Source organism: Pseudomonas monteilii NBRC 103158 = DSM 14164, assembly GCF_000730605.1.
GTDB lineage: Bacteria > Pseudomonadota > Gammaproteobacteria > Pseudomonadales > Pseudomonadaceae > Aquipseudomonas > Aquipseudomonas monteilii.
In genome coordinates this window covers 56,287-82,171 of record NZ_BBIS01000026.1, presented here as the reverse complement: position 1 = coordinate 82,171, position 25,885 = coordinate 56,287, and the positions used below count along the sequence as shown (strand labels likewise).

The following is a 25,885-nucleotide window of genomic DNA, read 5'->3' as shown; positions in this document are numbered from 1 at the left end:
TTCGCCTCGTACATGCGACGTTCTGCCGCAGGCATTTCGAACGTCGCCGCCCGCTCTCACTGGAAAAAGGCAAGCCTATGCAGCGGCTGTATCGCAAGCGCATCGTTCTCGGCGTGGGTGGCGGCATTGCCGCCTACAAAAGCGCCGAGCTGATTCGCCGACTCCTCGAGCACGGCGCGCAGGTGCGCGTCGTCATGACCCGTGGTGGTGCCGAGTTCATCACCCCGCTGACCCTGCAGGCGCTGTCGGGCCACCCGGTGCACATGGACCTGCTCGACCCTGCCGCCGAAGCAGCCATGGGCCATATCGAACTGGCCAAGTGGGCCGACCTGGTGCTGATCGCCCCGGCCACCGCCGACCTCATGGCGCGCATGGCCCAGGGCATGGCCGACGACCTGCTGACCACCCTGGTACTGGCCACCGACGCCACCGTCGCCGTGGCCCCGGCCATGAACCAGGCCATGTGGCGCGACCCGGCCACCCAGGCCAACCTTGAGCTGCTCAAGAGCCGTGGCATTCAGGTATTCGGCCCGGCCTCCGGTAGCCAGGCCTGTGGCGACGTGGGCCTGGGCCGCATGCTCGAAGCCACCGACCTGGCCTGGTGCGCCGCAGAAAGCTTCAAGCGCCAGGCACTCACCGGCAAACACGTATTGATCACCGCCGGGCCGACCCAGGAAAACATCGACCCGGTGCGCTACATCACCAATCATAGCTCCGGCAAGATGGGCTTCGCCCTGGCCGAAGCGGCTGCCGAAGCCGGGGCTCGGGTGACCCTCGTCACGGGCCCGGTGCACCTGCCAACCCCCGACCGGGTCAGCCGCATCGACGTGGTCAGCGCGCGGGACATGCTCGCGGCCTGTGAAGCAGCCATGCCATGCGACCTGTTCATCGCCTCGGCAGCGGTCGCGGACTACCGCCCGGAAGTGGTTGCCACACAAAAACTGAAGAAAGATCCTACGACCGGCGACGGCATGCTGCTGCAGATGGTGCGCAATCCCGATATCCTTGCCACCATTGCTGGCCGCAGCGACCGCCCGTTCAGCGTCGGCTTCGCCGCCGAAACCGAACACCTGCTCGATTACGCCACGCGCAAGCTCAAGGACAAGAACCTCGACCTGATCGTCGCCAATGATGTGGCCAACCCCAGCATCGGCTTCAACAGCGAAGAAAACGCCTTGACCGTGATCGACCGCCAGCAGCACCAGACCCTCTTCGCGCAGACCAGCAAGGGCAAGATCGCCCGGCAACTGGTCGCCTTCATCGCCGAACGGCTCAACCAGGTTCAATAAGTTACATGCACGCTCTTCAAGCCAAGATCCTCGACCCACGCCTGGGTTCCGAATTCCCCCTGCCGACCTACGCCACCCCTGGCTCCGCGGGCCTGGACCTGCGCGCCCTGCTCAAGGAGGACACTGTCCTTGAGCCAGGCCAGACCCTGCTGATCCCTACCGGCCTGTCGATCTACATCGGCGACCCGGGCCTGGCGGCGGTGATCCTGCCGCGCTCGGGCCTGGGCCATAAGCACGGCATCGTGCTGGGCAACCTGGTCGGCCTGATCGACTCGGATTACCAGGGCGAGCTGATGGTGTCGTGCTGGAACCGCGGCAACACGCCATTCACCATCGCCGTTGGCGAGCGTATCGCCCAGCTGGTGCTGGTGCCGGTGGTACAGGCCCATTTCGACATCGTCGAAGCCTTCGATGAAAGCCAGCGTGGTGCTGGCGGCTTCGGTCACTCCGGCAGCCACTGAGCCGGTAGATGACCGTTCAGGCCAAGGATGGCGAACTCTCTGGCGAAAGCACCGTCCAAGCGTTCAGTTTGCGCCTGCCCAGAATGCCTTTGACTAATGGAGCTTCCAGAGATGAACGACATGGCCCACCTGGTCCCCGCCGCATTGCCCGACAGCATTTTCCGCGCGTATGACATCCGCGGCGTGGTCGGCAAAACCCTTCACGCCGATACCGCCTACTGGATCGGCCGCGCCATCGGTGCGCAAAGCCTGGCTCAGGGCGAACCGCAGGTTTCGGTCGGCCGTGATGGCCGCCTGTCCGGCCCGATGCTGGTCGAACAGCTGATCAAGGGCCTGGTCGATGCCGGCTGCCACGTCAGCGACGTCGGCCTGGTGCCCACCCCGGCCCTGTACTACGCGGCCAACGTGCTGGCAGGTAAGTCGGGCGTGATGCTGACTGGCAGCCACAACCCGTCGGACTACAACGGCTTCAAGATCGTCATCGCTGGCGACACGCTGGCCAACGAACAGATCCAGGCCCTGCTCACCCGCCTGAAAACCAACGACCTGACCTTGGCAGAAGGCCGCGTGGAAAAGGTCGAGATCCTTGACCGCTACTTCCAGCAGATCGTCGATGACGTGAAGCTGGCGAAAAAGCTCAAGGTGGTGGTGGACTGCGGCAACGGTGCCGCTGGCGTGATCGCACCGCAACTGATCGAAGCCCTGGGCTGTGAAGTGATCCCGCTGTTCTGCGAAGTAGACGGCAACTTCCCCAACCACCACCCGGACCCGGGCAAGCCGGAAAACCTTGAAGACCTGATCGCCAAGGTCAAGGAAACCGGCGCCGATATCGGCCTGGCCTTCGACGGCGATGGCGACCGCGTCGGTGTGGTGACCAATACCGGCAGCATCGTCTACCCCGACCGCCTGCTGATGCTGTTTGCCCAGGACGTGCTGGCGCGCAACCCGGGCGCCGAAATCATCTTCGACGTCAAATGCACCCGTCGCCTGACCCCGCTGATCGAACAGCATGGCGGCCGCGCACTGATGTGGAAGACCGGTCATTCGTTGATCAAAAAGAAGATGAAACAGACAGGCTCGCTGCTGGCCGGCGAGATGAGCGGTCACATCTTCATCAAGGAACGCTGGTACGGTTTCGACGACGGCATCTACAGTGCCGCACGCCTGCTGGAGATCCTCAGCAAGGCCGGGCAAAGCGCCGAAAACCTGTTTGCCGCCTTCCCGAACGATATTTCCACGCCGGAAATCAATATTGATGTGACCGACGAGGGTAAATTCAGCATCATTGATGCACTGCAACGCGACGCCGACTGGGGCGAAGCCAACCTGACCACCATCGACGGTGTGCGGGTCGACTACGCCCACGGCTGGGGCCTGGTTCGCGCCTCCAACACCACCCCGGTGCTGGTATTGCGCTTCGAGGCCGACAGCGACGCCGAATTGCAACGTATCAAGGATGTTTTCCGTACCCAGTTGCTGCAGGTTGACCCTGAGCTGCAACTGCCGTTCTGACCGACTATCTGTTCCTTACAGGAGCCCTGCATGACCCTCGATCGCGATGCCGCTTCCCATGTAGCCGAGGTTTTGTCCGAAGCACTGCCTTACATCCGCCGCTTTGTCGGCAAGACCCTGGTGATCAAGTACGGCGGCAACGCGATGGAGAGCGAGGAGCTCAAAACCGGCTTCGCCCGTGACATCGTGCTGATGAAGGCTGTGGGCATCAACCCGGTGGTGGTCCACGGTGGTGGCCCGCAGATCGGCGACCTGCTCAAGCGTCTGTCGATCGAAAGCCACTTCATCGACGGCATGCGCGTCACCGACTCGGCGACCATGGACGTGGTGGAGATGGTGCTGGGTGGCCAGGTGAACAAGGACATCGTCAACCTGATCAACCGCCACGGCGGCAGCGCGATCGGCCTGACCGGCAAGGACGCGGAACTGATCCGCGCCCGCAAGCTGACCGTCAGCCGCCAGACGCCCGAGATGACCACCCCGGAAATCATCGACATCGGCCACGTGGGCGAAGTGGTGAGCGTGAACACCGACCTGCTGAACATGCTGGTGAAGGGCGACTTCATCCCGGTCATCGCGCCGATCGGCGTGGGTGCCAACGGTGAGTCGTACAACATCAACGCCGACCTGGTAGCAGGCAAGGTCGCGGAAGCGCTGAAAGCCGAGAAGCTGATGCTGCTGACCAACATCGCCGGTTTGATGGACAAGCAAGGTCAGGTTCTGACCGGCCTGACCACCGAACAGGTCAACGAACTGATCGCTGACGGCACCATCTACGGCGGCATGCTGCCGAAGATCAAGTGTGCATTGGATGCGGTGCAGGGCGGCGTGAACAGCTCGCACATCATCGACGGCCGCGTGCCGAATGCTGTGCTGCTGGAAATTTTCACCGACAGCGGCGTGGGTACCCTGATTACCAACCGCAAGCCGCGCTGATCGGCCGAAACGGGCGACAAAAAAAGGCGACCTTCACAAGAAGGTCGCCTTTTTCATTTCCAGGCCAGGATCAGATCCCGTACTGCGCGCGGTAAGCCTCGACAGCCGGCAGATGCTGCTTCAGCTGAGGGTCATCTGCCAGGAACTCCAGCACCTGGGTCAGCGAAACGATGCTGACCACCGGGATACCGAAGTCGCGTTCCACTTCCTGGATCGCCGACAGCTCGCCATTGCCACGCTCTTCGCGGTTCAGCGCGATCAGCACGCCGGCGGCCTTGGCCTGCTGGGCGTTGATGATCTGCATGACCTCACGGATGGCAGTACCGGCGGTGATCACGTCGTCGATGATCAGCACGTCACCGGCCAGTGGCGCACCCACCAGGCTGCCGCCTTCGCCGTGGTCCTTGGCTTCTTTGCGGTTGAAGCACCAAGGCACGTCGAGCTTATGCTGGTCTGCCAGGGCCACGGCAGTGGTCGCCGCCAACGGAATACCCTTGTAGGCCGGGCCGAACAGCACGTCGAACGGGATCTTGCTGTCGACAATGGCTGCGGCATAGCACCGCCCCAGTTCGGCCAATGCAGAACCGGTGTTGAACAGGCCGGCATTGAAGAAATACGGGCTGGTACGCCCCGATTTCAGGGTAAATTCACCGAAACGCAGTACCCCGCGATCGATGGCAAAACGGATAAAGTCGCGCTGATACGGCTGCATGAATAGTCCCGGACACCACGGATTTAGCTAAATGGGTTGAGCTCGGGTATCATACACGCACGAGATTTTTGGGGCCATTTATGCGGATCATCAGTGTGAACGTAAATGGCATTCAGGCTGCGGCCGAGCGTGGTTTGCTCAGCTGGCTGCAAGCCCAGAATGCCGACGTCATCTGCCTTCAGGATACCCGCGCCTCGGCCTTTGAACTCGATGACCCAGCTTTCCAGCTCGATGGCTATTTCCTTTATGCCTGCGACGCGGAGGTGCCTGCCCAAGGTGGTGTGGCCCTTTATTCGCGCATGCAGCCCAAGGCAGTCATCACCGGCCTGGGTTTCGAGACAGCCGACCGCTACGGGCGTTACCTGCAAGCAGATTTCGACAAAGTCAGTATTGCCAGCCTACTGCTGCCTTCGGGCATGAACGGCGACGAAGACTTGAACCAGAAGTTCAAGTTGATGGACGACTTCGCCAAGTATCTGGACAAGCAGCGTCGCAAGCGTCGCGAGTACATCTATTGCGGCTCGTTCTACGTGGCGCAGCAGAAGCTCGACATCAAGAACTGGCGTGACAGCCAGCAATCGCCGGGCTTCCTGGCGCCGGAGCGCGCCTGGATGGATGCGATCACTGGCGAGATGGGTTACGTCGATGCCCTGCGCGAAGTCAGCCGTGAAGGCGACCAGTACAGCTGGTGGCCAGACAACGAGCAGGCCGAGATGCTCAACCTGGGCTACCGGTTCGACTACCAGATCCTCACGCCAGGCCTGCGCCGTTTCGTGCGCAACGCCCGCCTGCCGCGTCAGCCGCGCTTCTCCCAGCATGCGCCGCTGATCGTGGACTATGACTGGACGTTGACCATCTAAGCGCTTTGCTCAGATACAAAAAAGCCGACAATGATGTCGGCTTTTTTGTATCTACGGAATCAGTCAGTCCGCCAGTGCAGCCTGCTGCAGCTCGAAGATTTCGGTCATGCCCTTGTGCGCCAGCGCCAGCATGGCGTTGAAGTCTTCAGGCTGGAACGGCGCACCTTCGGCAGTGCCCTGCACCTCGATAAAGCCACCTGCGCTGGTCATGACCACGTTCAGGTCGGTTTCGGCGGCGGAGTCTTCCAGGTAGTCCAGGTCGAGCACGGCTTCGCCCTGGTACATGCCCACCGACACGGCAGCGATCATGTGCTTGAGCGGGCTGCCGGCCTTCAGGCCACCACGCTTCTTGATCACCGCCAGCGCATCGCACAGGGCGACCATGGCACCGGTGATGGACGCGGTACGGGTACCGCCATCGGCCTGGATCACGTCGCAGTCGACGTACAGGGTGATGTCGCCCAGCTTGCTCATGTCCAGCGCGGCGCGCAGCGAGCGGCCGATCAGGCGCTGGATTTCCAGGGTGCGGCCACCCTGCTTGCCACGGCTGGCTTCGCGCTGGTTACGCTCACCAGTAGAACGCGGCAGCATGCCGTATTCGGCGGTCAGCCAGCCTTGGCCTTGGCCTTTCAGGAAGCGCGGTACACCGTTTTCAACGCTGACCGTGCAGATGACCTTGGTGTCACCGAACTCGACCAGTACCGACCCTTCGGCGTGCTTGGTGTAGTTGCGGGTGATGCGGATCGAGCGGAGCTGATCGGCGGCGCGACCACTTGGACGTTTCATCTGGGATACCTGTACTGGGACTTTGAATCTGCCGAGCATTATAGAGCCCGCAGCCCAGGGAAGACATGCCTATTGTCGTACCCGCCACAGCCCGTCGCCTTTTCCTACTGGCGCGCCCGCCCGTCGGTAACATAGGTGGATTGGGCGCCAAGGCCCCACTGCGCTACAATCCTGCGCCTTGCAGCCGAGAGGCTCCCACCGTTCATACATCTTAGCGAGGTACTCCCCATGGTGCACAGCATGACCGCTTTTGCTCGTGTCGAGCGCGCCGGCAGCCAAGGCACCCTGATCTGGGAGCTGCGTTCGGTCAACCACCGCTACCTGGAACCGCACCTGCGCCTGCCGGAGGCCCTGCGCGACCTCGAAGGCGCCGTGCGTGAAGGCCTGCGCCAGGGCTTGTCGCGGGGCAAGGTGGAATGCACCTTGCGCCTCAACGAAGACAGCAACGGCAAGCCCCTGAAGGTAGACCGCGAGCGCGCAGCGCAACTGGTTGCCGCCGCCGAGGAAGTGGCCGGCCTGATCAAGCAGCCAGCACCCCTGAACCCGCTGGAAGTGCTGTCGTGGCCAGGTGTGCTGGTGGCCGACACCAGCGACCCGCAGGCACTGAACGCCGAAGCCATGGCGCTGTTCGACGAAGCCCTGGCCGAACTCAAGGCCGGTCGCCTGCGCGAAGGCCAGGAACTGGCCCGGCTGATCAACGAGCGCCTGGACAACATGTCCAGCGAAGTCACCACCTTGCGCGCCTTGGTGCCGCAGATGCTGGCGGCGCAGCGGCAGAAGATTCTCGACCGTTTCGGCGACATGCAAGCCGAGCTCGACCCACAGCGCCTGGAACAAGAGATGGTGCTGCTGGCGCAGAAGAGCGACGTGGCCGAGGAGCTCGACCGCCTCAGCACCCACGTCACTGAAGTGCGCCGGGTCCTCAAGGGTGGCGGCGCCGCAGGGCGTCGCCTGGACTTCCTGATGCAGGAACTCAACCGCGAAGCCAACACCCTCGGCTCCAAGGCCTTCGACCCACGCAGCACGCAAGCGGCGGTCAACCTGAAGGTATTGATCGAACAGATGCGTGAACAAGTACAGAACATCGAGTAAGGCCACCCCGACCATGAACCACAGCAGCGGCACCCTCTACATCGTTTCGGCCCCTTCGGGCGCCGGCAAGACCAGCCTGGTAACGGCCCTGACCAAGGACGACCGGCAGATCCGCGTTTCGGTCTCGCACACCACCCGCGCCATGCGCCCGGGCGAGGAACACGGGGTGAACTACCACTTCGTCGTCCACGAAGAATTCAAGGCGCTGATCGCGCAGGGCGACTTCCTGGAGCATGCCGAAGTGTTCGGCAACTTCTACGGCACCTCGCGCAGCGCGCTGCAGCAGACGCTGGATCAGGGCTACGACCTGATCCTGGAAATCGACTGGCAAGGCGCCCAGCAGGTGCGCAAGCTGATGCCACAGGCACTGTCGGTGTTCATCCTGCCACCGAGCCAGGAAGCGCTACGCCACCGCCTGGACGGCCGCGGGCAGGACAGTGAAGAAATCATTGCCGGGCGCATGAAAGAAGCGGTCAGCGAGATGGTGCACTACGACGAGTATGACTACGTGATCATCAATGATGACTTCGACGTGGCGCTGGAGGATTTGAAGGCGGTGTTCCGCTCGAATCGCTTGCTGTTGAAGAAACAGCAACAACGTCATGCGACGCTTCTGAAGCAAATGATCGGCTGAAAAACGAGTTGGGGCCGCAGAGCGGCCCCAACTATTTATTCCTGCAGTGGCAAGGTAGCCTGCTGACGCAGAGTAGCCCCCAGGAAGTAAGCCGGCGCGCGCATGCGCGACAGCATCATCAGCCCGATGCCCAGCACCGAGATGATCGCGGCAATCACGAACACCAGCCCCAACCCGCCCACATGCGAGCCACTGCCGAAGTCCGGCGACGCGCTGTCGATGGCAGTCCGTACGAAGATCACCGACAGGATCACCCCACCCACCAGCGGGCACAGGCCGCGCATGATGAAGTGGCGCAGGCTGTCGAACAGGCTGCCACGGAAATACCAGACGCAGGCAAATGCGGTCAGCGAATAATAGAAGCAGATCATCATGCCCAGCGCGGTGATGGTATCTGCCAACACGTTCTCGCTCAGGCTACGCATGGTCACGTAGAACAGACCTGCTGCCAGGCCTGCGCAAATAGTGGCGTAGCGCGGGGTTTGCGAACGTGGGCAGACGCTGGCGAACTTCGGCGGCACTGCACCGTAGTACCCCATCGCCAAGAGGGTCCGCGCCGGCGCCACGAAGGTCGACTGCAACGACGCCGCCGTACTGGCCAGCACGGCAATGGACATCAGGATCGCCAGCGGCCCCATGACCGGGCCGGCCAGGTGGGCAAAGACGTTTTCCTGGATGCGCGGGTTGTTCAGGCCCAGGCCCGTTTCGCTGATACCGGCAAACTGCAGGGTGGCGATGGCGGTGAACAGGTACAGGCCGAGGATCAGCATCACGGTCCAGGTGGCGGCCTTGCCCGGCACCTCTTCGCTGCCCACCGACTCTTCGCTGACGGTGAGGCATGTGTCCCAGCCCCAGAAGATGAAGATCGAAAGCGACAGCCCGGCGGCAAAGGCCGAGAACGACTCGACACCGAACGGGTTGAACCAGGCGAAATCAAACGCCAGCGGTGGCGGCGCGGTGGTACCGCCGAAGGCGGCGACGGCAAAGCCGATCAACACCACCAACTGCAAGGCCACCAGGCCGTACTGCACGGTCATGGTGGTGGCGATGCCGCGACAGCAGATCCACACCGCCAGGGCGATGAACACGCAACAGGTAACGATGTTGATCAACAGGTTATCGGCCAACGCCGCCAGCTCATGCTTGCCAGTGATCTGCCCCAGGAACAGGTAGAAGAAGTCGACTGCCACTCCCGCCAGGTTCGACAGCACGATGGTGGTGGCAACCACCAACCCCCAGCCGCCAATCCAGCCGATCATCGGGCCGAAGGCACGTGCCGACCAGGTGAACGATGTACCGCTGTCCGGTTCTGCCGAGTTCAGCTCGCGGTAGCCCAGGGCCACCAGCAACATCGGCAGGAAGCCGACGATGAACACGGCTGGCAGGTGGGCACCGACCTCGCGCACGGTCGGGCCAAGGGCGCCGGTCAGGGTGTAGACCGGGGCGATGGTAGAAATGCCCAGCACCACGCTGGCCAGCAAGCCCAAACGGCCCTTGGCCAGACCTTTGCTGCGCTGAGTGTTGCCCGCGTCGGCTGCCACGTCGGGTGGGCGGCCAGCTTCTGTGTAATTGCTCATGAGTATTTGCCGTAAATTTTGGAATTGTTTTCACAGGCCTTGCGTACAAGACCCGCTTTCACTCATTGAAAGCTTGCTGTCGGGGACAAGTCATCCGAGACCTTCGGCTGACGTCAGAATCATTCCTGCCGTGCGCCCTCCCGTGCTGCAAAGGCAATGCAGGCCTCGCGAAACGCCTGAAACAGGCGCAGCGAGACCGGGTTTTCGTTGAAGCGCCACTCCGGGTGCCACTGAACACCGAGCACAAAGCCCGGCGCATCGGGCATGGACACTGCTTCGATCAGGCCATCCGGGGCCCGTGCCTCGACGCGCAAGCCTGGGGCCAGGCGGTCGATGCCCTGGCTGTGCAGCGAGTTGACCTCGAACTGCGCCGCCAGGCCCAGGCGCTCGAACAACCCGCCAGGCTCGATGCCGACCGGGTGACGAGGGCCGTATTGCACCTCCAGGGGTGCGTCCTCAGGTTCGCGATGATCAAGGTAGCCAGGCAGCTCCTGCACGCGTTGGTGCAAGCTGCCGCCAAGGGCCACGTTCAGTTCCTGATAGCCACGGCAAATGCAGAACACCGGCACACCGGCAGTAATCGCCGCCTGCAGCAGTGGCAAGGTCAGCCGATCACGCGCCTGGTCGTGCCGGGTACCCGCCACGCTGGGGGCGCCATTGTAATGATGCGGTTCGATATTTGAAGGCGAGCCTGTAAAAACAATGCCGTGCAGCCGGGCCAGCAGCGCCTGTGGGTCGCTGCCCCCGTCGCGGGCCGGCAAGATCAGCGGCATGCCGGCAAAGCCGGCCGCCTCGACATACTTGTCGCCTACCGTGTGCGACGAGTTCTTCCCCACCTGCTGGCGGCAGGCGCTGACACCGATCAAGGGGACCGCAGTTGCGCTCATGGGCTTACACCGTGTGCAGGTACCAGTTGTACTCAAGGTCGGAAATCGACACTTCGAACTCGGCCAGTTCGCTTTCCTTGCAGGCCACGAAGATATCGATGTAGTCCGGGCTGATGTATTGGTTGAGGACTTCGCTGTCGTCCAGCGCGCGCAGGGCATCGCGCAGGTTGTTCGGCAGGCTTTGCTCCAGCTGTTCGTAGGAGTTGCCTTCGATCGGCGCATCCGGCTCGACCTTGTTGGTCAGGCCGTGATGCACGCCGGCCAGGATGGCCGCCAGCATCAGGTACGGGTTGGCGTCGGCGCCAGCCACACGGTGCTCCAGGCGCACGTTGTCGCTGCTGTCGGTGGGCACGCGTACGGCAACGGTGCGGTTATCCAGGCCCCAGCTTGGCGCATTGGGCACGTAGAACTGCGCGCCGAAGCGGCGATAGGAGTTGATGTTCGGGCACAGGAACGCCATCGACGCCGGCATGGTTTCCAGCACACCACCGATGGCGTGGCGCAGCGTGTCGCTTTGCAACGGGTCATCGCTGGCAAAGATGTTCTTGCCGGTTTTCTTGTCCAGCAACGAAATGTGTACGTGCAGGCCGTTACCTGCCTGGCCCGGGTAGGGCTTGGCCATGAACGTGGTGTCCATTTCGTGGTCGTAGGCCACGTTCTTGATCAGGCGCTTGAGCAGGATCGCGTAATCACAGGCCTTCAGCGGATCGGCCACGTGGTGCAGGTTGACTTCGAACTGCGCCGGGGCGCTTTCCTTGACGATGGCGTCGGCGGGCAGGCCTTGTTCCTTGGCGGCTTCAAGCATGTCCTGCAGGCAGTCGGCGTATTCATCGAGGTCGTCGATCAGGTACACCTGGGTAGACTGCGGGCGTTTGCCGGAAATGGGCGAACGCGGCGGCTGCGGGCGACCGTTGAGGTTGTCCTGGTCGATCAGGTAGAACTCCAGCTCGAACGCCGCGCAGATATCCAGGCCCAAGTCGTCGAACTTGCTCACCACCTGGCGCAACACTTCGCGCGGGTCGGCGAAGAACGGCTGGCCATCGAGCTCGTGCATGGTCATCAGCAACTGGGCCGTGGGGCGCTTCTGCCACGGCTCATCCGACAACGTGCCCGGGATCGGGAAGCAGATGCGGTCGGCATCGCCGATGTCCAGGCCAAGGCCGGTGCTCTCGACGGTGGAGCCATTGATGTCCAGGGCGAACAGCGATGCGGGCAGGTTGATGCCCTTCTCGTACACCTTGTGCAGGCTGGCCCGCTCGATGCGCTTGCCACGTACCACGCCATTCATGTCGGAGATCAGCAGGTCGACGTACTGCGTGTCCGGATGGGCCTGGAGGAAGTCATTCATCTCGCTGGAAGAACTGGCGCACGGGGTTACCGACGTCATGGTGTACATCCTTTGATGTGCTGCGGCGATGTGGGATACGGCTGGCGCCTCACGGGCGACGATGGTTGCAGCTGTTGTTCTTTTCACTTTCCCATCGTGGGGACTGGTTACCCGACCGGGCGCATTGATTCCGGGGGGCCGTTTCACTATAAAATGGCCCTGACGCAACAGACATTGGCAATTCGGCAAGCAGAGCGTGCACCAATGCAATATCAGATCACCCACGCCGACCTCTCCCTGGTCCTGGCACTGGAGCGGGGCCGCTCGCTGGCCAAGGCCGCCGAGCTGCTGAAAGTCGATGTTTCGACAGTATTCCGCTCGATCCGCCGGCTGGAGTCGGCGCTGGGCACCGCCTTGTTCGTCAAGAGCCGCAAGGGCTACCTGCCGACCGACACCGCTCAGGCGCTGGCCGAGCAGGCCGAACGCGCAGAACAGGCACTGGAGGCGGCGCGCATTGCCATGACCAGTGGCGAGCAGGTGGTAAGCGGCACGGTGCGCCTGACCTGTACCGAGGCGGTGATGCACAGCCTGTTGCTGCCGGCGCTGGCCGAGTTCATGCCCAACTACCCGGCGCTATCGCTGGAGATGGGCACCTCCAACACGTTTGCCAACCTCAGCCGGCGCGATGCCGACATCGCCCTGCGCCTGACCAACACGCCACCGGAGCACCTGGTGGGCCGCAACCTGGGTTCTACCTCCTATGTCGTCTGCGGCCAGCCACAGTGGCGCGAGCGTCTGGCCGAGTCGCCCGCCAACGTGCCGTGGATCGCCCCCGATGACTCGATGGTGGACCACCCTACGGTGGTCTGGCGCAACCAGCAGCACCCTGGGGTAAGCCCGCGCTACCAGTGCAGCAGCATGTCGACCATCGCCCAGCTGGTCACCGCCGGCCTGGGCGTGGCGGCGTTGCCGGACTATATGGTGCATGCCTTGCCCGGCGTGGATGCGTTGAGTGGGCCGCTGCCGGGTTGTGACACCCAGCTGTGGCTGCTGACCCGGCCGGATTGCCGGGCATTGCGCTCGGTACAGACCTTGTTCGAAGAGCTGACCCCGCGGTTGCGAGACGCGATGCTCTGAGGTTATCGTCAGGATCAAGCATCGAGGGTCTCTGTTCCGGCCCTTTCGCGGGTAAACCCGCTCCTACAGGCACCGCGTACCTTGTAGGAGCGGGTTTACCCGCGAAGAAGCAAACACGGGGCTTGAAGGTATCACCCGACAAAACAGCGCTTCCCTATTGGCTGGTGAATTTTTATACTATCGAGTCCGCCTGCCCACTATTGGGCTGCACGCCCACCGCATTTGCTACTGAGGAAGACCATGGCCCGCGTAACTGTTGAAGACTGCCTGGAACACGTGGATAACCGCTTTGAGCTGGTCATGCTCTCGACCAAGCGCGCTCGCCAGCTGGCGACCGGCGGCAAAGAACCACGCGTTGCGTGGGAAAACGACAAGCCAACCGTTGTTGCCCTGCGTGAAATCGCCGAAGGCATCGTCACCAACGAGTTCATCGCCGCTGAAGAGATCGTCACCGAGGATCCGGTGTTCGCCGCGTTCGAGGACGAGAACAACGAGGCTGTCTGATTGATGCCAGGTCGACGTCGCACGGCGCAAGGCCCTCTTCCTCCGCAGGAGGTGAACCCATGCCGGGTATAGAAGCCTTGGCCGAACGGCTGTCGACCTATCTTGGCCCCGAACAGGTCAACCTGGTCCGCCGCGCCTATTTCTACGCCGAACAGGCCCACGACGGGCAGCGCCGCCGCAGCGGCGAGCCCTACGTGACCCACCCACTGGCCGTGGCCAGCATCCTCGCCGACATGCACATGGACCATCAGAGCCTGATGGCGGCCATGCTGCACGATGTGATCGAAGACACCGGCATCGCCAAGGAAGCCCTCAGCCAGCAATTTGGCGAGACCGTGGCCGAACTGGTCGATGGGGTCAGCAAACTGACCCAGATGAACTTCGAGACCAAGGCCGAGGCGCAGGCCGAAAACTTCCAGAAGATGGCCATGGCCATGGCTCGCGATATCCGCGTGATCCTGGTCAAGCTGGCCGACCGCCTGCACAACATGCGCACCCTGGAAGTGCTGTCTGGCGAAAAGCGCCGACGCATCGCCAAGGAAACCCTCGAAATCTACGCCCCCATCGCCAACCGCCTGGGCATGCACACCGTGCGCGTGGAGTTCGAGGACCTGGGCTTCAAGGCCATGCACCCGATGCGCTCGTCGCTGATTCACCGGGCGGTGAAAAGCGCACGCGGCAACCGTAAAGAGATCGTCGCCAAGATCGAGCACTCGCTGGCCAACTGCCTGGCCGCCGACGGCATCGAGGGCGAGGTCAGCGGCCGGCAGAAACACCTCTATGGCATCTACAAGAAGATGCGCGGCAAGCGCCGTGCCTTCAACGAGATCATGGACGTGTACGCCTTCCGCATCATCGTCGACAAGGTCGACACCTGCTACCGCGTGCTCGGCGCCGTGCATAACCTGTACAAACCGCTGCCCGGTCGCTTCAAGGACTACATCGCGATCCCCAAGGCCAACGGCTACCAGTCGTTGCACACCACGCTGTTCGGCATGCACGGCGTGCCCATCGAAATCCAGATCCGCACCCGCGAAATGGAAGAGATGGCCAACAACGGCATCGCCGCGCACTGGCTGTACAAGTCCAACGACGACGAGCAGCCCAAGGGTAGCCACGCCCGTGCCCGTCAGTGGGTCAAGGGCATCCTTGAACTGCAGCAACGTGCCGGCAACTCGCTGGAATTCATCGAAAGCGTGAAGATCGACCTGTTCCCGGACGAGGTCTACGTGTTCACGCCCAAAGGCCGCATCATGGAGCTGCCCAAAGGCTCCACGGCTGTCGACTTCGCCTACGCGGTGCACACCGACGTGGGCAACAGCTGCATCGCCTGCCGCATCAACCGCCGCCTGGCGCCGCTGTCCGAGCCGCTGCAAAGCGGCTCGACGGTGGAAATCGTCAGCGCACCGGGCGCACGGCCGAACCCGGCCTGGCTCAACTTCGTGGTCACCGGCAAGGCGCGCACGCACATCCGCCACGCCCTCAAGCAGCAGCGTCGGTCCGAGTCCATCAGCCTGGGCGAACGCCTGCTGAACAAGGTGCTCACCGGCTTCGACAGCAGCCTGGAGAAAATCCCCCAGGAACGCATCCAGTCGATTCTCGCCGAGTACCGCCTGGAACTCATCGAAGACCTGCTCGAAGACATCGGCCTGGGCAACCGCATGGCCTACGTGGTTGCACGTCGCCTGCTGTCGGCCGAAGGCGAGCAGTTGCCAGCGCCGGAAGGCCCGCTGGCGATCCGTGGTACCGAAGGCCTGGTGCTGAGCTACGCCAAGTGCTGTACGCCGATCCCGGGTGACCCGATCGTCGGCCACCTGTCGGCTGGCAAAGGCATGGTCGTGCACCTTGAGAACTGCCGCAACATCAGTGAAATCCGCCACAACCCGGAGAAGTGCGTGCAGCTCTCCTGGGCCAAGGACATCACGGGCGAGTTCAATGTCGAACTGCGTGTCGAACTGGAGCACCAGCGCGGCCTGATCGCCCTACTGGCCAGCAGCGTCAACGCCGCCGACGGCAACATCGAGAAGATCAGCATGGACGAACGCGACGGCCGTATCAGCGTGGTCCAACTGGTGGTCAGCGTGCACGACCGCGTGCACCTGGCGCGTGTGATCAAGAAGCTGCGTACCCTGACCGGTGTGGTCCGCATCACCCGCATGCGTACGTAGTCCGCCAACCGCAAGGAGTCATCATGAGCAAGACCGTCATCAACAGCGACAAGGCCCCAGCTGCCATCGGCACCTACTCGCAGGCGATCAAGGCCGGCAATACCGTGTACATGTCGGGCCAGATCCCGCTGGACCCGAAGACCATGGAGCTGGTCGAAGGCTTCGAAGCTCAGACCGTGCAAGTGTTCGAGAACCTCAAAGCCGTGGCTGAAGCCGCTGGTGGTTCGTTCAAGGACATCGTCAAGCTGAACATCTTCCTCACCGACCTGAGCCACTTCGCCAAGGTCAACGAGGTGATGGGCCGCTACTTCGAGCAACCATACCCGGCCCGCGCCGCCATCGGCGTTGCCGCGCTGCCGAAAGGCTCCCAGGTCGAAATGGACGCCATCCTGGTCATCGAATGATGCCCTTGGTGACGGGCACCCTGCCCGTCACCCCTCCCTCTTCTGCAAGGTTATTCCCTCATGCGTCAAGCACTGCCCCTCGCACTGGCAGCCCTGCTTCTGGGCGGCTGCGCCAGCCACAAACCCGAAGACTTCAACGGCACCTGGATCAACCAGGACGCCATCACTGCAGCCGTCAAAGGCGGCAGCCTGCGCCAGGCGCTGAACGAGCACGGCCCGGTGTTCGAGTGGAAGGTCGACGTCGCCAACCAGCAGGCCAGCTACAGCAATGGCTTCGAGGCCGCTGACGGCCAGCTGAGCGCCAATGAAAAGCAATGGCAGGCCAACTTCGAAGGCGGCCAGACCGAGCAGTTGTCGCTTGATGGTGACGAGCTGCTAACCGTCGACCAACGCGGTACCAAGCAGGCCTTCGTACGCGCCAAAACGCCTGCGGCTGCCAATGCCCCGCTGGGCAGCAACTTCGAGAAGGCGCTGTACCAGGCCTACCTGGGCGGCAACTGGAAGATCACCGAAGGCCAGGGCAAAGGTGCCAGCGTGCGCTTCAGCGACACTGGCAACGTCACCGGCCTGCCAGGGCCGGACCGTTTCGCCCTGTGCCTGGCAGGCGACTGCGCGACCATGGGCGGCAGCAATGACAGCCTGTGGCTGGAGCGTAACCAGCGTGGCGCGCCGTTCATCATCAAGCGTGATGGCGACAAGCTGGAGATTTTCCAGGCGGTGAACCGGGCACAACCGGATGAAATGCCGCAGCTGGCGGCGGGTAAGCGCCAGTGGGTGCTGGAGCAGAACTGAATGCTGCTGCATTTGCACTGAATTTACCGGCCTCTTCGCGGGTTTACCCGCGAAGAGGCCGGTACATTCAACGGCCTCCTTTCAGGATGGCTGCATACCCTTCCTTGTAACTCGGATACACCGGTACCCACCCCAACGCCCGCGCCCGGGCATTGCTGCAGCGCTTGCTGCCAGTACGCCGCACCCGCTGCTCATCAGACCACTCGGTAACCCCCATGTACGCCCGCAGCCAAGCCACCACATCGGCCAGCGGTGCCGGATCGTCATCGACGCCAATGTAATAGTCGTCCAACGCCTTGCCGTCGGCATCGGCCTGCAGCAGGTGAGCCAACAGGCTGGCAGCATCCTCGGCATGAATACGGTTGCCATACAGCGGCGGCTCCTCGGCGACGCGGTAACCCTGGCGCACCTGGCTCAACAGCCACTCGCGGCCTGGGCCATAGATGCCGGTCAGACGCACCACGCTTGCCGGAATGCCGCTGGCCAGCGCCAGCTGCTCGGCCTCCAGCATCACCCGCCCGGAATAACCTTCAGGCTCGGTGGCCGCACCTTCTTCGATCCATTCACCGTCTTTTTGGGCATACACGCTGCTGCTCGATACAAACAGCAGGCGACGCGGGCGCTGGCCTCGCTCGGCCAGCCACGCCAGCACATGGCGCAAGCCGTCGACGTAGGCCGCCTGGTAACCCGCCTCGTCGTGCTGGCTGGCCGCCACGCAGTACACCAGGTAGTCCAGCGAGCCCTGCGGCCAGGCTTGCGGAATTGCAGGTTTCGCCAGGTCGGCGGCAACCGGTGCAATACCCGCAGGCAGTTGCCCGACAGAACGGCGCAGGCCGCTTACCCGCCAGCCTTTGGCCAGCATCTGCTTGGCAAAACGCCCGCCTACATCACCACATCCCACCACCATCACGGATAGGTCTGACATCACAAAACTCCCTAGACCAATTGATCAGCCAGGCCACGCTACACGATGGGCGGCTAGACCATAGGCGAAAAAAGCAACAAGATTACTTTTGTTAACAAGAATTACTTGCAATAATGACGACCAATTTGTTCTCGGCCTATCTCGAGGCCTTGGAGAACGTCCACTTTTTCTTCATCAGGTCCGGCCAGCATGACACGTACTCAACCTTCCGCTTCGCCAACCCCGTCGCGCGCCTGGCGCGCCATCGCCGCGCTGACACTCAGCCTGGTGCTGGCCCCGGTGGCCATGGCCGATGAGCCAACCGCCAATGCCGCTACACCAGCCGCTGCTTCCGCTCCGGCTGCTCAAGCTGCCCCGGCGGCACCGGCTGTGGAAGGCCAGGCTCCCGCTGGCGAAGTACAAGCTGCCGCCCCGGCAGATTCGCAGGTTGTGGTTGATCCCGCTACCGATGCACTGGTTGAAGACACGTCCCTGGGCATGGCCCACGACCTGTCCCCGTGGGGCATGTACAAAAACGCCGACATCGTGGTGAAGATCGTCATGATCGGCCTGGCTATCGCCTCCATCATCACCTGGACAATCTGGATTGCCAAAGGCTTCGAGCTGATGGGCGCCAAACGTCGCCTGCGTGGTGAAATCGCCCAGCTGAAGAAGTCCACCACCCTGAAAGAAGCCAGCGAAGTCTCCAAAAAGGAGGGCACCCTGGCCCACACGTTGGTTCACGACGCCCTCGAAGAAATGCGCCTGTCGGCCAACGCCCGTGAAAAAGAAGGCATCAAGGAGCGCGTCAGCTTCCGTCTGGAGCGCCTGGTGCACGCCAGCGGCCGTACCATGAGCAGCGGCACCGGCGTACTGGCAACCATCGGTTCCACCGCGCCGTTCGTAGGTCTGTTCGGTACTGTATGGGGCATCATGAACAGCTTCATCGGCATCGCCAAGACCCAGACCACCAACCTGGCCGTGGTCGCTCCCGGCATCGCCGAAGCCCTGCTGGCCACCGCCCTGGGCCTGGTCGCAGCAATCCCGGCCGTGGTCATCTACAACGTCTTCGCCCGCTCCATCGCCGGCTACAAGGCCCAGGTGTCCGACGCCTCCGCCCAGGTACTGCTGCTGGTCAGCCGTGACCTGGACCACCAGGGCAGCGAGCGCGCCGCCCCGCACATGGTGAAAGTGGGGTAAGCCATGGGCCTGCATCTCAACGAAGGTGGCGACGACCTCGCCGAAAACCACGAAATCAACGTTACGCCGTTCATCGACGTGATGCTGGTGCTGCTGATCATCTTCATGGTCGCAGCCCCCTTGGCCACGGTCGACATCAAGGTCGACCTGCCGGCCTCAACCGCCAAACCGGCGCCGAGGCCCGAGAAACCGGTGTTCGTCAGCGTCAAGGCCGACCAGAAGCTGTACGTCGGCGACGATCAGGTTGCTGTACCCGACCAGCTTGGCCCGATGCTCGATGCCAAGACCAAGGGTGACAAGGAAACCACCATCTTCTTCCAGGCTGACAAAGGCGTGGATTACGGTGACTTGATGGAAGTGATGAACAACATGCGCGCGGCCGGCTACCTCAAGGTCGGTCTGGTAGGTCTCGAGACGGCAGCCAAGAAATGACAAAAACGCGCTCTAACATGGCGCGCTACGGTGGCAGCCTGGCGATCGTGCTGGGCGTGCACGTGGTCGCCGTGCTGCTGACGCTCAACTGGTCGGTGCCCCAGGCCATCGAACTGCCACCGGCAGCCATGATGGTCGAGCTGGCGCCATTGCCGGAGCCTGCGCCACCACCGCCCCCGAAAGCGGCGCCGCAGCCACCGGCACCGGTCGAGGAACCGCCGCTGCCGAAGCTGGCCGAGGCACCCAAGCCCAAGATCGCCATTCCCAAGCCGCCCAAGCCGAAGGCCAAGCCACAGCCGCCCAAGCCCGAGAAAAAGCCTGAGCCGCCGAAGGAAGCACCACCGACCGAACAAACGGTAGACGCACCGCCCAGCAACACGCCGCCGCAGAAGTCCGCGGCACCGGCGCCGAGCATTGCGTCCAACAGCAACGCCCTGCCGACCTGGCAGAGCGACCTGCTGCGTCACCTGGCCAAGTACAAGCGTTACCCGGAAGACGCGCGCCGTCGCGGTCTGCAGGGCATCAACCGCCTGCGCTTCGTGGTCGACGCCGAAGGCAAGGTGGTGTCGTACTCCATGGCTGGTGGCTCGGGTAGCGCCGCACTGGACCGGGCGACGCTGGAAATGATCCGTCGGGCCGGCACTGTACCCAAGCCGCCACCCGAGTTGCTGAACAATGGCACGATCGAAGTCGTGGCACCGTTCGTCTACTCGCTGGACCGCCGCTGAGACTTTTGTTTCTGTCACAAATCGGCAAGTCTGATAACGTGCGTCTATCGATTGCAGCCGCTATGCTGGGCCCGCAACTTCATGGACGCACGTTATGACCCTCACAGAATTACGCTACATCGTCACACTCGCCCAGGAACAGCACTTCGGCCATGCCGCCGAACGCTGCCACGTGAGCCAGCCGACCCTGTCGGTCGGTGTGAAGAAGCTCGAGGATGAGCTTGGCGTTCTGATCTTCGAACGCAGCAAGAGCGCGGTGCGCCTGACCCCGGTCGGCGAAAGCATTGTCGCCCAGGCGCAGAAGGTACTGGAGCAGGCCCAAGGCATTCGCGAGCTGGCCCAAGCCGGCAAGAACCAGCTAACCGCCCCGCTCAAGGTCGGTGCCATCTACACCGTCGGCCCCTACCTGTTCCCGCACCTGATTCCGCAACTGCACCGCGTAGCGCCGCAGATGCCGCTGTACATCGAAGAAAACTTCACCCACGTGCTGCGCGAAAAGCTGCGCAATGGCGAACTGGACGCGGTGATCATCGCCCTGCCGTTCAACGAAGCCGACGTGCTGACCCTGCCGCTGTACGATGAGCCGTTCTGCGCCCTGATGCCGGCCGACCACCCGTGGACGGCGAAAAAGACCATCGACACCGCCATGCTCAACGACAAGAGCCTGTTGCTGCTGGGTGAGGGCCACTGCTTCCGCGATCAGGTACTGGAAGCCTGCCCGACCCTGAACAAGGGCGGTGAAGGTTCCAAGCACACCACGGTCGAGTCCAGCTCGCTGGAAACCATCCGCCATATGGTGGCATCAGGCCTTGGCGTTTCGATCCTGCCGCTGTCGGCGGTGCACAGCCACCACTACGCCCCTGGCATCATCGAGGTCCGCCCGCTGACGGCGCCAGCGCCGTTCCGCACCGTGGCCATCGCATGGCGTGCCAGCTTCCCGCGGCCGAAGGCCATCGAGATCCTCGCAGATTCGATCCGCCTGTGTTCGGTTGCCAAAGCCCCTGCGGAACAACCGGCCTGAGTCATGAGTGAGCTGTCGAAGGTCCCGGTCACGGTACTCAAGGGCGTTGGCGAGGCCATGGCGGAAAAACTCGCCAAGGTCGGCCTGGAGAACCTGCAGGATGTGCTGTTCCACCTGCCCCTGCGCTACCAGGACCGCACCCGCGTGGTGCCGATTGGCCAATTGCGCCCCGGCCAGGATGCCGTGATCGAGGGCGTGGTCAGCGGCGCCGACGTGACCATGGGCAAGCGACGTAGCCTGGTGGTGCGACTGGGAGATGGCAGTGGCGTGCTGAGCCTGCGCTTCTACCACTTCAGCAACGCGCAGAAAGAAGGCCTGAAACGCGGCACCCACTTGCGCTGCTACGGCGAAGCCCGCCCCGGCGCTTCGGGCCTGGAAATCTACCACCCGGAGTACCGCGCACTGAATGGCGACGAACCACCGCCCCCGGTCGAGCAGACGCTGACACCCATCTACCCGTCCACCGAAGGCCTCACCCAGCAACGCCTGCGCCTGTTGTGCCAGCAGAGCCTGGGCCTGCTTGGCCCGCGCAGCCTGCCTGACTGGCTGCCTGACGAGCTGGCCCGGGACTACCAACTGGCGCCGCTGGACGATGCCATCCGCTACCTGCACAACCCGCCGGCCGACGCCGACCTCGACGAGCTCGCCGAAGGCCAGCACTGGGCCCAGCACCGCCTGGCCTTCGAAGAACTGCTGACCCACCAGCTGTCGCAGCAACGCCTGCGCGAAAGCCTGCGTAGCCTGCGCGCACCGGTACTGCCCAAGGCCAAGCGTCTGCAAGCGCAGTACCTGGCCAACCTGGGCTTCCAGCCGACCGGCGCGCAGCAGCGGGTGGCCAACGAAATTGCCTATGACCTCAGCCAGCACGAGCCGATGATGCGCCTGGTGCAGGGCGATGTGGGGGCAGGCAAGACCGTGGTCGCCGCCCTGGCCGCGCTACAGGCGTTGGAAGCCGGCTATCAGGTGGCCTTGATGGCACCCACCGAGATCCTCGCCGAACAGCACTACATCACCTTCAAGCGCTGGCTCGAACCACTGGGCATCGAAGTGGCCTGGCTGGCCGGCAAGCTCAAGGGCAAGGCCCGGGCAGCTTCCCTGGAACAGATCGCCAACGGCGCACCGATGGTGGTCGGCACCCACGCGCTGTTCCAGGAAGAGGTGAAGTTCAAGCACCTGGCCCTGGCGATCATCGACGAACAGCATCGATTTGGGGTGCAGCAACGCCTGGCCCTGCGCAAGAAGGGCGTGGCCGGCGAGCTGTGCCCGCACCAGTTGATCATGACCGCCACGCCTATTCCGCGCACCTTGGCGATGAGCGCCTACGCCGACCTGGACACCTCGGTACTGGACGAACTGCCACCCGGGCGTACGCCGGTAAACACGGTGCTGGTGGCCGACAGCCGTCGCTTCGAGGTAGTCGAGCGGGTGCGCGCCGCCTGCGCCGAGGGCCGTCAAGCTTACTGGGTATGCACGCTGATCGAAGAGTCCGAAGAACTCACCTGCCAGGCGGCCGAAAGCACGTATGAAGAACTTGGCAGCGCCTTGGGCGAACTGCGTGTGGGCCTGATCCACGGTCGCATGAAGCCTGCGGAGAAAGCCGAGATCATGGCGCTGTTCAAGGCCGGTGAATTGCAGTTGCTGGTTGCGACCACGGTCATCGAGGTAGGCGTGGACGTGCCCAACGCCAGCCTGATGATCATCGAGAACCCCGAGCGCCTTGGCTTGGCCCAGTTGCACCAGCTGCGCGGCCGGGTTGGCCGGGGCAGTGCCGTGAGCCATTGCGTGCTGCTGTACCACCCGCCACTGTCGCAGATCGGCCGCGAGCGCCTGGGGATCATGCGCGAGACCAACGACGGCTTCATCATCGCCGAAAAGGACCTGGAGCTGCGCGGCCCGGGCGAGATGCTGGGGACCCGCCAGACCGGCCTGCTACAGTTCAAGGTCGCCGACCTGATGCGTGACGCCGACCTGTTGCCAGCGGTGCGCGACGCCGCCCAGGCCCTGATCGCGCGCTGGCCGGAACACGTCAGCCCGTTGCTCGACCGCTGGCTGCGTCATGGCCAGCAATATGGCCAAGTGTGACGCTAGTCCCAGAATGGATCCAGATTTGCTCGCAGGCTGGTTATACTTCGCGTTTAAAAGAATCAGTGGATACGGACCATGACTGAAGTTGCCCTGGACACCGCAACCCCACACGCACCCTCTGTTATCAGGCTGCTGCTCGACAAAGTCGGCGTCGCCTACCGCGAGGTGGCCGAGCACCCGAACCTTCCTGCGGCTTCGCGGGTGCAGGCAGTGCTTCTCGACGACGAAGTCGGCGCCCTCATGGTGCTGTTCCCGCAGAGCCAACTGCTGGACCTCAACCGCCTGACCGAGCTGACCGGGCGCAAGCTGACCGCCGTGTCGGTGCCGCGCTTGAAGCAGATGCTCGACAAACACCAGCTCAAGGCCCTGCCAGGCATTCCGGCGCTGACCAGCTCACCGTGCCAGTACGAGAAGAGCCTGCTCGACGCCGAAACCGTCTATATCCAGTCGGGCGAAACCGGCCTGCTGCTGGAAATCGAAAGCGCGCACTTCAAGCGCATGCTGGCCAAAGCCAGCGCCAGCAGCTTCGGTCAGGAAATCGAGGCCATCAGCCCCAACCTCGACCGCCCCGATGACGACACCCGGGAAATCACCAATGCCGTGCAGGCCTTCACGGCCCGACGCATCCAGAAGCGCCTGGAAGAAACCATCGAGATCCCGCCGCTGGCCGATACTGCGCAAAAGATCATCAAGCTGCGGGTAGACCCCAACGCCAGCATCGATGACATCACCGGCGTGGTTGAAACCGACCCGGCGCTGGCGGCCCAGGTGGTGAGCTGGGCGGCTTCGCCGTACTACGCCTCACCCGGCAAGATCCGCTCGGTGGAAGATGCCATCGTGCGCGTGCTGGGCTTCGATCTGGTGATCAACCTGGCCTTGGGCCTGGCGCTGGGCAAGACGTTGAGCCTGCCTAAAGACCACCCGCAGCAGGCCACACCGTACTGGCAGCAGTCGATCTACACCGCCGCAATCATCGAAGGACTGACCCGTGCCATGCCGAGGGCAGAACGCCCCGAGGCAGGGCTAACCTACCTGGCCGGGCTGCTGCACAACTTCGGCTACCTGCTACTGGCGCACGTGTTCCCACCGCACTTCTCGCTGATTTGCCGCCATCTGGAGGTGAACCCGCACCTGAACCACACCTACGTGGAACAGCACCTGTTGGGCATCAGCCGCGAACAGATCGGCGCCTGGCTGATGAAGCTGTGGGACATGCCGGAAGAGCTGTCGACCGCGCTGCGTTTCCAGCACGACCCGGCCTATGACGGCGAGTACTCGGCATTCCCCAACCTGGTGTGCCTGGCCACCCGGCTGCTGCGCTCGCGAGGCATTGGTTCGGGGCCGGTGGAGGAGATCCCGGACGAGTTGCTGGAGCGCCTGGGGATTACCCGGGACAAGGCGGAAGATGTGGTGAACAAGGTGCTCGAGGCCGAGAACCTGTTGCGCGAACTGGCTTCGCAGTTTCACGCACCGCATTGATTTTTCTGGGGCTGCTTTGCAGCCCCGGCAATTTCAGCCTTTCTTCTTCGGCTTCAGGTACTTCATCAACCCCTGGAACCACATCACCAACGCCGGATTGCCCTTGATCTGGATGTGCTTGTCCTGAATCCCCTGCATGAACGCCAATTGCTTGTTACCCGCCTGCATCGTGGCAAAGCCATAGGCCGCGTCCTTGAAGGCAATGGCGAAGGCCGGCTGCGGGTGTGCGCCGCCCTTGCTGCTGATGCGTTCGTTATTGACGATGAAGTGCCGGGCGACCTTGCCGTCCAGGGTCTGCATCTGGAACACCAGGTCCTTGCCCTTGAGCTGCTGCTGGAATGCCGGGTTGTTACGGCTGGCCCTGGCCATCAACAGCCCCATGGCCCAGAGAAGAAAGCGGAACTTCATCAACGCGCCTCGAATGAAAAGTGACTAAGGCGCGCAGTTTATCCCTTTCCCGAACTATTTATGCAAGTTCGAAACATTTTGCCTGCAGAAAGCACAACGGGCGCCCTGGGGCGCCCGCTTGGCTGACACGGGGGTTGTCAGGGAGCGATCACTTGCCTTTCTTGGCTGGCTTGACCGGGGCGTTGACGCTGTCGCGCAGGTTCTTGCCAGGCTTGAAGGCCACGGTGTTGCTGGCTTTGATCTTGACCGGCTCACCGGTTTGCGGGTTCTTGCCGGTACGCGCGCCGCGATGACGTTTTTCAAAAGTGCCGAAACCGACCAGGGTCACGGTGTCCTTGTCCAGGGCGCCGGTGATGCTGTCGAGAATCGCGTTCAAAACCTGATTGGCCTTTTCCTTGGTCAGATCGGCCTTATCGGCGATGACGGCGGCGAGTTCTGGTTTGCGCATAGTGAAGCCTCTTTGACGGAATTCTTGTTGTTATGCCGTGCTGCCTTTGGGAGCAGCGCTCAAGGCACCGCAGGCTCTAATCTGCGGCAGACGGAAGTGAGA

General features: G+C 62.9%; 25 protein-coding genes and 1 pseudogene. 18 read left to right on the top strand and 8 right to left on the bottom strand.

The features are described 5' to 3' along the window. Positions 1–77: 77 nt before the first annotated feature. From coaBC to argB, 4 genes and pseudogenes are all read left to right on the top strand, one after another. Positions 78–1,289, top strand: a complete 1,212-nt coding sequence (coaBC, locus tag PM2_RS15355) for a bifunctional phosphopantothenoylcysteine decarboxylase/phosphopantothenate--cysteine ligase CoaBC (protein WP_016712699.1) — start codon at positions 78–80, stop codon at positions 1,287–1,289. Positions 1,290–1,294: 5 nt separating this feature from the next. Then, positions 1,295–1,750 carry a dUTP diphosphatase gene (gene dut / locus PM2_RS15350; protein WP_016712700.1) on the top strand — a complete coding sequence of 152 codons (456 nt, stop codon included), beginning with the start codon at positions 1,295–1,297 and terminating at the stop codon, positions 1,748–1,750. 144 nt (positions 1,751–1,894) lie between these two features. Beyond that, a pseudogene (locus PM2_RS15345) lies at positions 1,895–3,262 on the top strand (phosphomannomutase/phosphoglucomutase); the annotation flags it as partial. Between the two features lie 30 nt (positions 3,263–3,292). Continuing rightward, a complete protein-coding gene (argB, locus tag PM2_RS15340; protein WP_004575216.1) occupies positions 3,293–4,198 on the top strand; it encodes an acetylglutamate kinase in 906 nt (301 codons plus the stop codon). A 70-nt stretch (positions 4,199–4,268) separates the two neighbouring features. Here argB and pyrE read toward each other — a convergent pair whose 3' ends face one another. Further along, the gene (gene pyrE / locus PM2_RS15335) at positions 4,269–4,910 is read right to left on the bottom strand and encodes an orotate phosphoribosyltransferase (protein WP_016712702.1); all 642 of its coding nucleotides are present in this window, start codon (positions 4,908–4,910) and stop codon (positions 4,269–4,271) included. An 80-nt stretch (positions 4,911–4,990) separates the two neighbouring features. Here pyrE and crc point away from each other — a divergent pair, with 80 nt between their 5' ends. Continuing rightward, a complete protein-coding gene (gene crc, locus PM2_RS15330) occupies positions 4,991–5,770 on the top strand; it encodes a catabolite repression control protein Crc (RefSeq protein ID WP_003253401.1) in 780 nt (259 codons plus the stop codon). 63 nt (positions 5,771–5,833) lie between these two features. Here the strand turns inward: crc and rph are convergent, their stop codons facing one another. Continuing rightward, positions 5,834–6,556, bottom strand: coding sequence for a ribonuclease PH (gene rph / locus PM2_RS15325; RefSeq protein ID WP_016712703.1), 723 nt, complete (start codon positions 6,554–6,556; stop codon positions 5,834–5,836). 228 nt (positions 6,557–6,784) lie between these two features. Between rph and PM2_RS15320 the strand changes: the two genes are divergently transcribed. Together PM2_RS15320 and gmk are read left to right on the top strand one after the other, a co-directional pair. Then, entirely contained in the window at positions 6,785–7,648 is an 864-nt protein-coding gene (locus PM2_RS15320; RefSeq protein ID WP_028699257.1) for a YicC/YloC family endoribonuclease, read from the top strand. Positions 7,649–7,661: 13 nt separating this feature from the next. Then, a complete protein-coding gene (gene gmk, locus PM2_RS15315) occupies positions 7,662–8,282 on the top strand; it encodes a guanylate kinase (protein ID WP_016712705.1) in 621 nt (206 codons plus the stop codon). Between the two features lie 35 nt (positions 8,283–8,317). Here gmk and PM2_RS15310 read toward each other — a convergent pair whose 3' ends face one another. The 3 genes from PM2_RS15310 to PM2_RS15300 form a co-directional block, all read right to left on the bottom strand. Continuing rightward, positions 8,318–9,859 (bottom strand): APC family permease, encoded by a 1,542-nt coding sequence (locus tag PM2_RS15310; protein ID WP_016712706.1) that lies wholly within the window; start codon positions 9,857–9,859, stop codon positions 8,318–8,320. Between the two features lie 119 nt (positions 9,860–9,978). After that, complete coding sequence (locus tag PM2_RS15305) at positions 9,979–10,746, bottom strand: gamma-glutamyl-gamma-aminobutyrate hydrolase family protein (RefSeq protein WP_028699258.1); 768 nt, start codon at positions 10,744–10,746, stop codon at positions 9,979–9,981. Between the two features lie 4 nt (positions 10,747–10,750). Beyond that, complete coding sequence (locus PM2_RS15300) at positions 10,751–12,133, bottom strand: glutamine synthetase family protein (protein WP_016712708.1); 1,383 nt, start codon at positions 12,131–12,133, stop codon at positions 10,751–10,753. Between the two features lie 204 nt (positions 12,134–12,337). Between PM2_RS15300 and PM2_RS15295 the strand changes: the two genes are divergently transcribed. From PM2_RS15295 to PM2_RS15275, 5 genes are all read left to right on the top strand, one after another. Further along, positions 12,338–13,210 carry a LysR family transcriptional regulator gene (locus tag PM2_RS15295; RefSeq protein WP_016712709.1) on the top strand — a complete coding sequence of 291 codons (873 nt, stop codon included), beginning with the start codon at positions 12,338–12,340 and terminating at the stop codon, positions 13,208–13,210. 240 nt (positions 13,211–13,450) lie between these two features. After that, the gene (gene rpoZ, locus PM2_RS15290) at positions 13,451–13,714 is read left to right on the top strand and encodes a DNA-directed RNA polymerase subunit omega (RefSeq protein WP_003253383.1); all 264 of its coding nucleotides are present in this window, start codon (positions 13,451–13,453) and stop codon (positions 13,712–13,714) included. A 59-nt stretch (positions 13,715–13,773) separates the two neighbouring features. Further along, positions 13,774–15,882, top strand: coding sequence for a bifunctional GTP diphosphokinase/guanosine-3',5'-bis pyrophosphate 3'-pyrophosphohydrolase (gene spoT, locus PM2_RS15285; protein WP_016712710.1), 2,109 nt, complete (start codon positions 13,774–13,776; stop codon positions 15,880–15,882). A gap of 23 nt (positions 15,883–15,905) precedes the next feature. Continuing rightward, a complete protein-coding gene (locus PM2_RS15280) occupies positions 15,906–16,286 on the top strand; it encodes a RidA family protein (RefSeq protein ID WP_003253379.1) in 381 nt (126 codons plus the stop codon). A 60-nt stretch (positions 16,287–16,346) separates the two neighbouring features. Then, positions 16,347–17,078 (top strand): hypothetical protein, encoded by a 732-nt coding sequence (locus tag PM2_RS15275; protein WP_016712711.1) that lies wholly within the window; start codon positions 16,347–16,349, stop codon positions 17,076–17,078. 67 nt (positions 17,079–17,145) lie between these two features. Here PM2_RS15275 and PM2_RS15270 read toward each other — a convergent pair whose 3' ends face one another. After that, positions 17,146–18,003, bottom strand: coding sequence for an SDR family oxidoreductase (locus PM2_RS15270; protein WP_028699259.1), 858 nt, complete (start codon positions 18,001–18,003; stop codon positions 17,146–17,148). Positions 18,004–18,192: 189 nt separating this feature from the next. Between PM2_RS15270 and exbB the strand changes: the two genes are divergently transcribed. From exbB to PM2_RS15240, 6 genes are all read left to right on the top strand, one after another. Next, complete coding sequence (gene exbB / locus PM2_RS15265) at positions 18,193–19,182, top strand: tonB-system energizer ExbB (protein WP_016712713.1); 990 nt, start codon at positions 18,193–18,195, stop codon at positions 19,180–19,182. 3 nt (positions 19,183–19,185) lie between these two features. Then, a complete protein-coding gene (gene exbD / locus PM2_RS15260; RefSeq protein WP_028699260.1) occupies positions 19,186–19,614 on the top strand; it encodes a TonB system transport protein ExbD in 429 nt (142 codons plus the stop codon). Then, positions 19,611–20,342 carry an energy transducer TonB gene (locus tag PM2_RS15255; protein ID WP_016489831.1) on the top strand — a complete coding sequence of 244 codons (732 nt, stop codon included), beginning with the start codon at positions 19,611–19,613 and terminating at the stop codon, positions 20,340–20,342. The genes exbD and PM2_RS15255 overlap by 4 nt, the downstream gene beginning before the upstream one ends. Before the next feature lie 94 nt (positions 20,343–20,436). Beyond that, positions 20,437–21,363 carry a hydrogen peroxide-inducible genes activator gene (locus tag PM2_RS15250; protein ID WP_016712714.1) on the top strand — a complete coding sequence of 309 codons (927 nt, stop codon included), beginning with the start codon at positions 20,437–20,439 and terminating at the stop codon, positions 21,361–21,363. Between the two features lie 3 nt (positions 21,364–21,366). After that, entirely contained in the window at positions 21,367–23,445 is a 2,079-nt protein-coding gene (gene recG / locus PM2_RS15245; RefSeq protein ID WP_016712715.1) for an ATP-dependent DNA helicase RecG, read from the top strand. Positions 23,446–23,523: 78 nt separating this feature from the next. After that, positions 23,524–24,927 carry an aminoacyl-tRNA deacylase and HDOD domain-containing protein gene (locus PM2_RS15240; protein ID WP_016712716.1) on the top strand — a complete coding sequence of 468 codons (1,404 nt, stop codon included), beginning with the start codon at positions 23,524–23,526 and terminating at the stop codon, positions 24,925–24,927. Between the two features lie 33 nt (positions 24,928–24,960). Here PM2_RS15240 and PM2_RS15235 read toward each other — a convergent pair whose 3' ends face one another. Beyond that, the gene (locus PM2_RS15235) at positions 24,961–25,335 is read right to left on the bottom strand and encodes an SCP2 sterol-binding domain-containing protein (protein ID WP_010955807.1); all 375 of its coding nucleotides are present in this window, start codon (positions 25,333–25,335) and stop codon (positions 24,961–24,963) included. 148 nt (positions 25,336–25,483) lie between these two features. Further along, complete coding sequence (locus PM2_RS15230) at positions 25,484–25,783, bottom strand: HU family DNA-binding protein (RefSeq protein WP_016712717.1); 300 nt, start codon at positions 25,781–25,783, stop codon at positions 25,484–25,486. Positions 25,784–25,885: the final 102 nt, after the last annotated feature.

Coding starts and splice junctions, on each gene's coding strand:
- PM2_RS15320 (WP_028699257.1), top strand. CDS start 6,785: ATGGTGCACAGCATGACCGCTTTTGCTCGTGTCGAGCGCGCCGGCAGC.
- PM2_RS15305 (WP_028699258.1), bottom strand. CDS start 10,746: ATGAGCGCAACTGCGGTCCCCTTGATCGGTGTCAGCGCCTGCCGCCAG.
- coaBC (WP_016712699.1), top strand. CDS start 78: ATGCAGCGGCTGTATCGCAAGCGCATCGTTCTCGGCGTGGGTGGCGGC.
- dut (WP_016712700.1), top strand. CDS start 1,295: ATGCACGCTCTTCAAGCCAAGATCCTCGACCCACGCCTGGGTTCCGAA.
- PM2_RS15235 (WP_010955807.1), bottom strand. CDS start 25,335: ATGAAGTTCCGCTTTCTTCTCTGGGCCATGGGGCTGTTGATGGCCAGG.
- exbB (WP_016712713.1), top strand. CDS start 18,193: ATGACACGTACTCAACCTTCCGCTTCGCCAACCCCGTCGCGCGCCTGG.
- PM2_RS15270 (WP_028699259.1), bottom strand. CDS start 18,003: ATGTCAGACCTATCCGTGATGGTGGTGGGATGTGGTGATGTAGGCGGG.
- PM2_RS15280 (WP_003253379.1), top strand. CDS start 15,906: ATGAGCAAGACCGTCATCAACAGCGACAAGGCCCCAGCTGCCATCGGC.
- rpoZ (WP_003253383.1), top strand. CDS start 13,451: ATGGCCCGCGTAACTGTTGAAGACTGCCTGGAACACGTGGATAACCGC.
- PM2_RS15300 (WP_016712708.1), bottom strand. CDS start 12,133: ATGACGTCGGTAACCCCGTGCGCCAGTTCTTCCAGCGAGATGAATGAC.
- PM2_RS15250 (WP_016712714.1), top strand. CDS start 20,437: ATGACCCTCACAGAATTACGCTACATCGTCACACTCGCCCAGGAACAG.
- PM2_RS15255 (WP_016489831.1), top strand. CDS start 19,611: ATGACAAAAACGCGCTCTAACATGGCGCGCTACGGTGGCAGCCTGGCG.
- PM2_RS15295 (WP_016712709.1), top strand. CDS start 12,338: ATGCAATATCAGATCACCCACGCCGACCTCTCCCTGGTCCTGGCACTG.
- rph (WP_016712703.1), bottom strand. CDS start 6,556: ATGAAACGTCCAAGTGGTCGCGCCGCCGATCAGCTCCGCTCGATCCGC.
- gmk (WP_016712705.1), top strand. CDS start 7,662: ATGAACCACAGCAGCGGCACCCTCTACATCGTTTCGGCCCCTTCGGGC.
- recG (WP_016712715.1), top strand. CDS start 21,367: ATGAGTGAGCTGTCGAAGGTCCCGGTCACGGTACTCAAGGGCGTTGGC.
- PM2_RS15240 (WP_016712716.1), top strand. CDS start 23,524: ATGACTGAAGTTGCCCTGGACACCGCAACCCCACACGCACCCTCTGTT.
- exbD (WP_028699260.1), top strand. CDS start 19,186: ATGGGCCTGCATCTCAACGAAGGTGGCGACGACCTCGCCGAAAACCAC.
- argB (WP_004575216.1), top strand. CDS start 3,293: ATGACCCTCGATCGCGATGCCGCTTCCCATGTAGCCGAGGTTTTGTCC.
- crc (WP_003253401.1), top strand. CDS start 4,991: ATGCGGATCATCAGTGTGAACGTAAATGGCATTCAGGCTGCGGCCGAG.
- PM2_RS15275 (WP_016712711.1), top strand. CDS start 16,347: ATGCGTCAAGCACTGCCCCTCGCACTGGCAGCCCTGCTTCTGGGCGGC.
- spoT (WP_016712710.1), top strand. CDS start 13,774: ATGCCGGGTATAGAAGCCTTGGCCGAACGGCTGTCGACCTATCTTGGC.
- pyrE (WP_016712702.1), bottom strand. CDS start 4,910: ATGCAGCCGTATCAGCGCGACTTTATCCGTTTTGCCATCGATCGCGGG.
- PM2_RS15310 (WP_016712706.1), bottom strand. CDS start 9,859: ATGAGCAATTACACAGAAGCTGGCCGCCCACCCGACGTGGCAGCCGAC.
- PM2_RS15230 (WP_016712717.1), bottom strand. CDS start 25,783: ATGCGCAAACCAGAACTCGCCGCCGTCATCGCCGATAAGGCCGATCTG.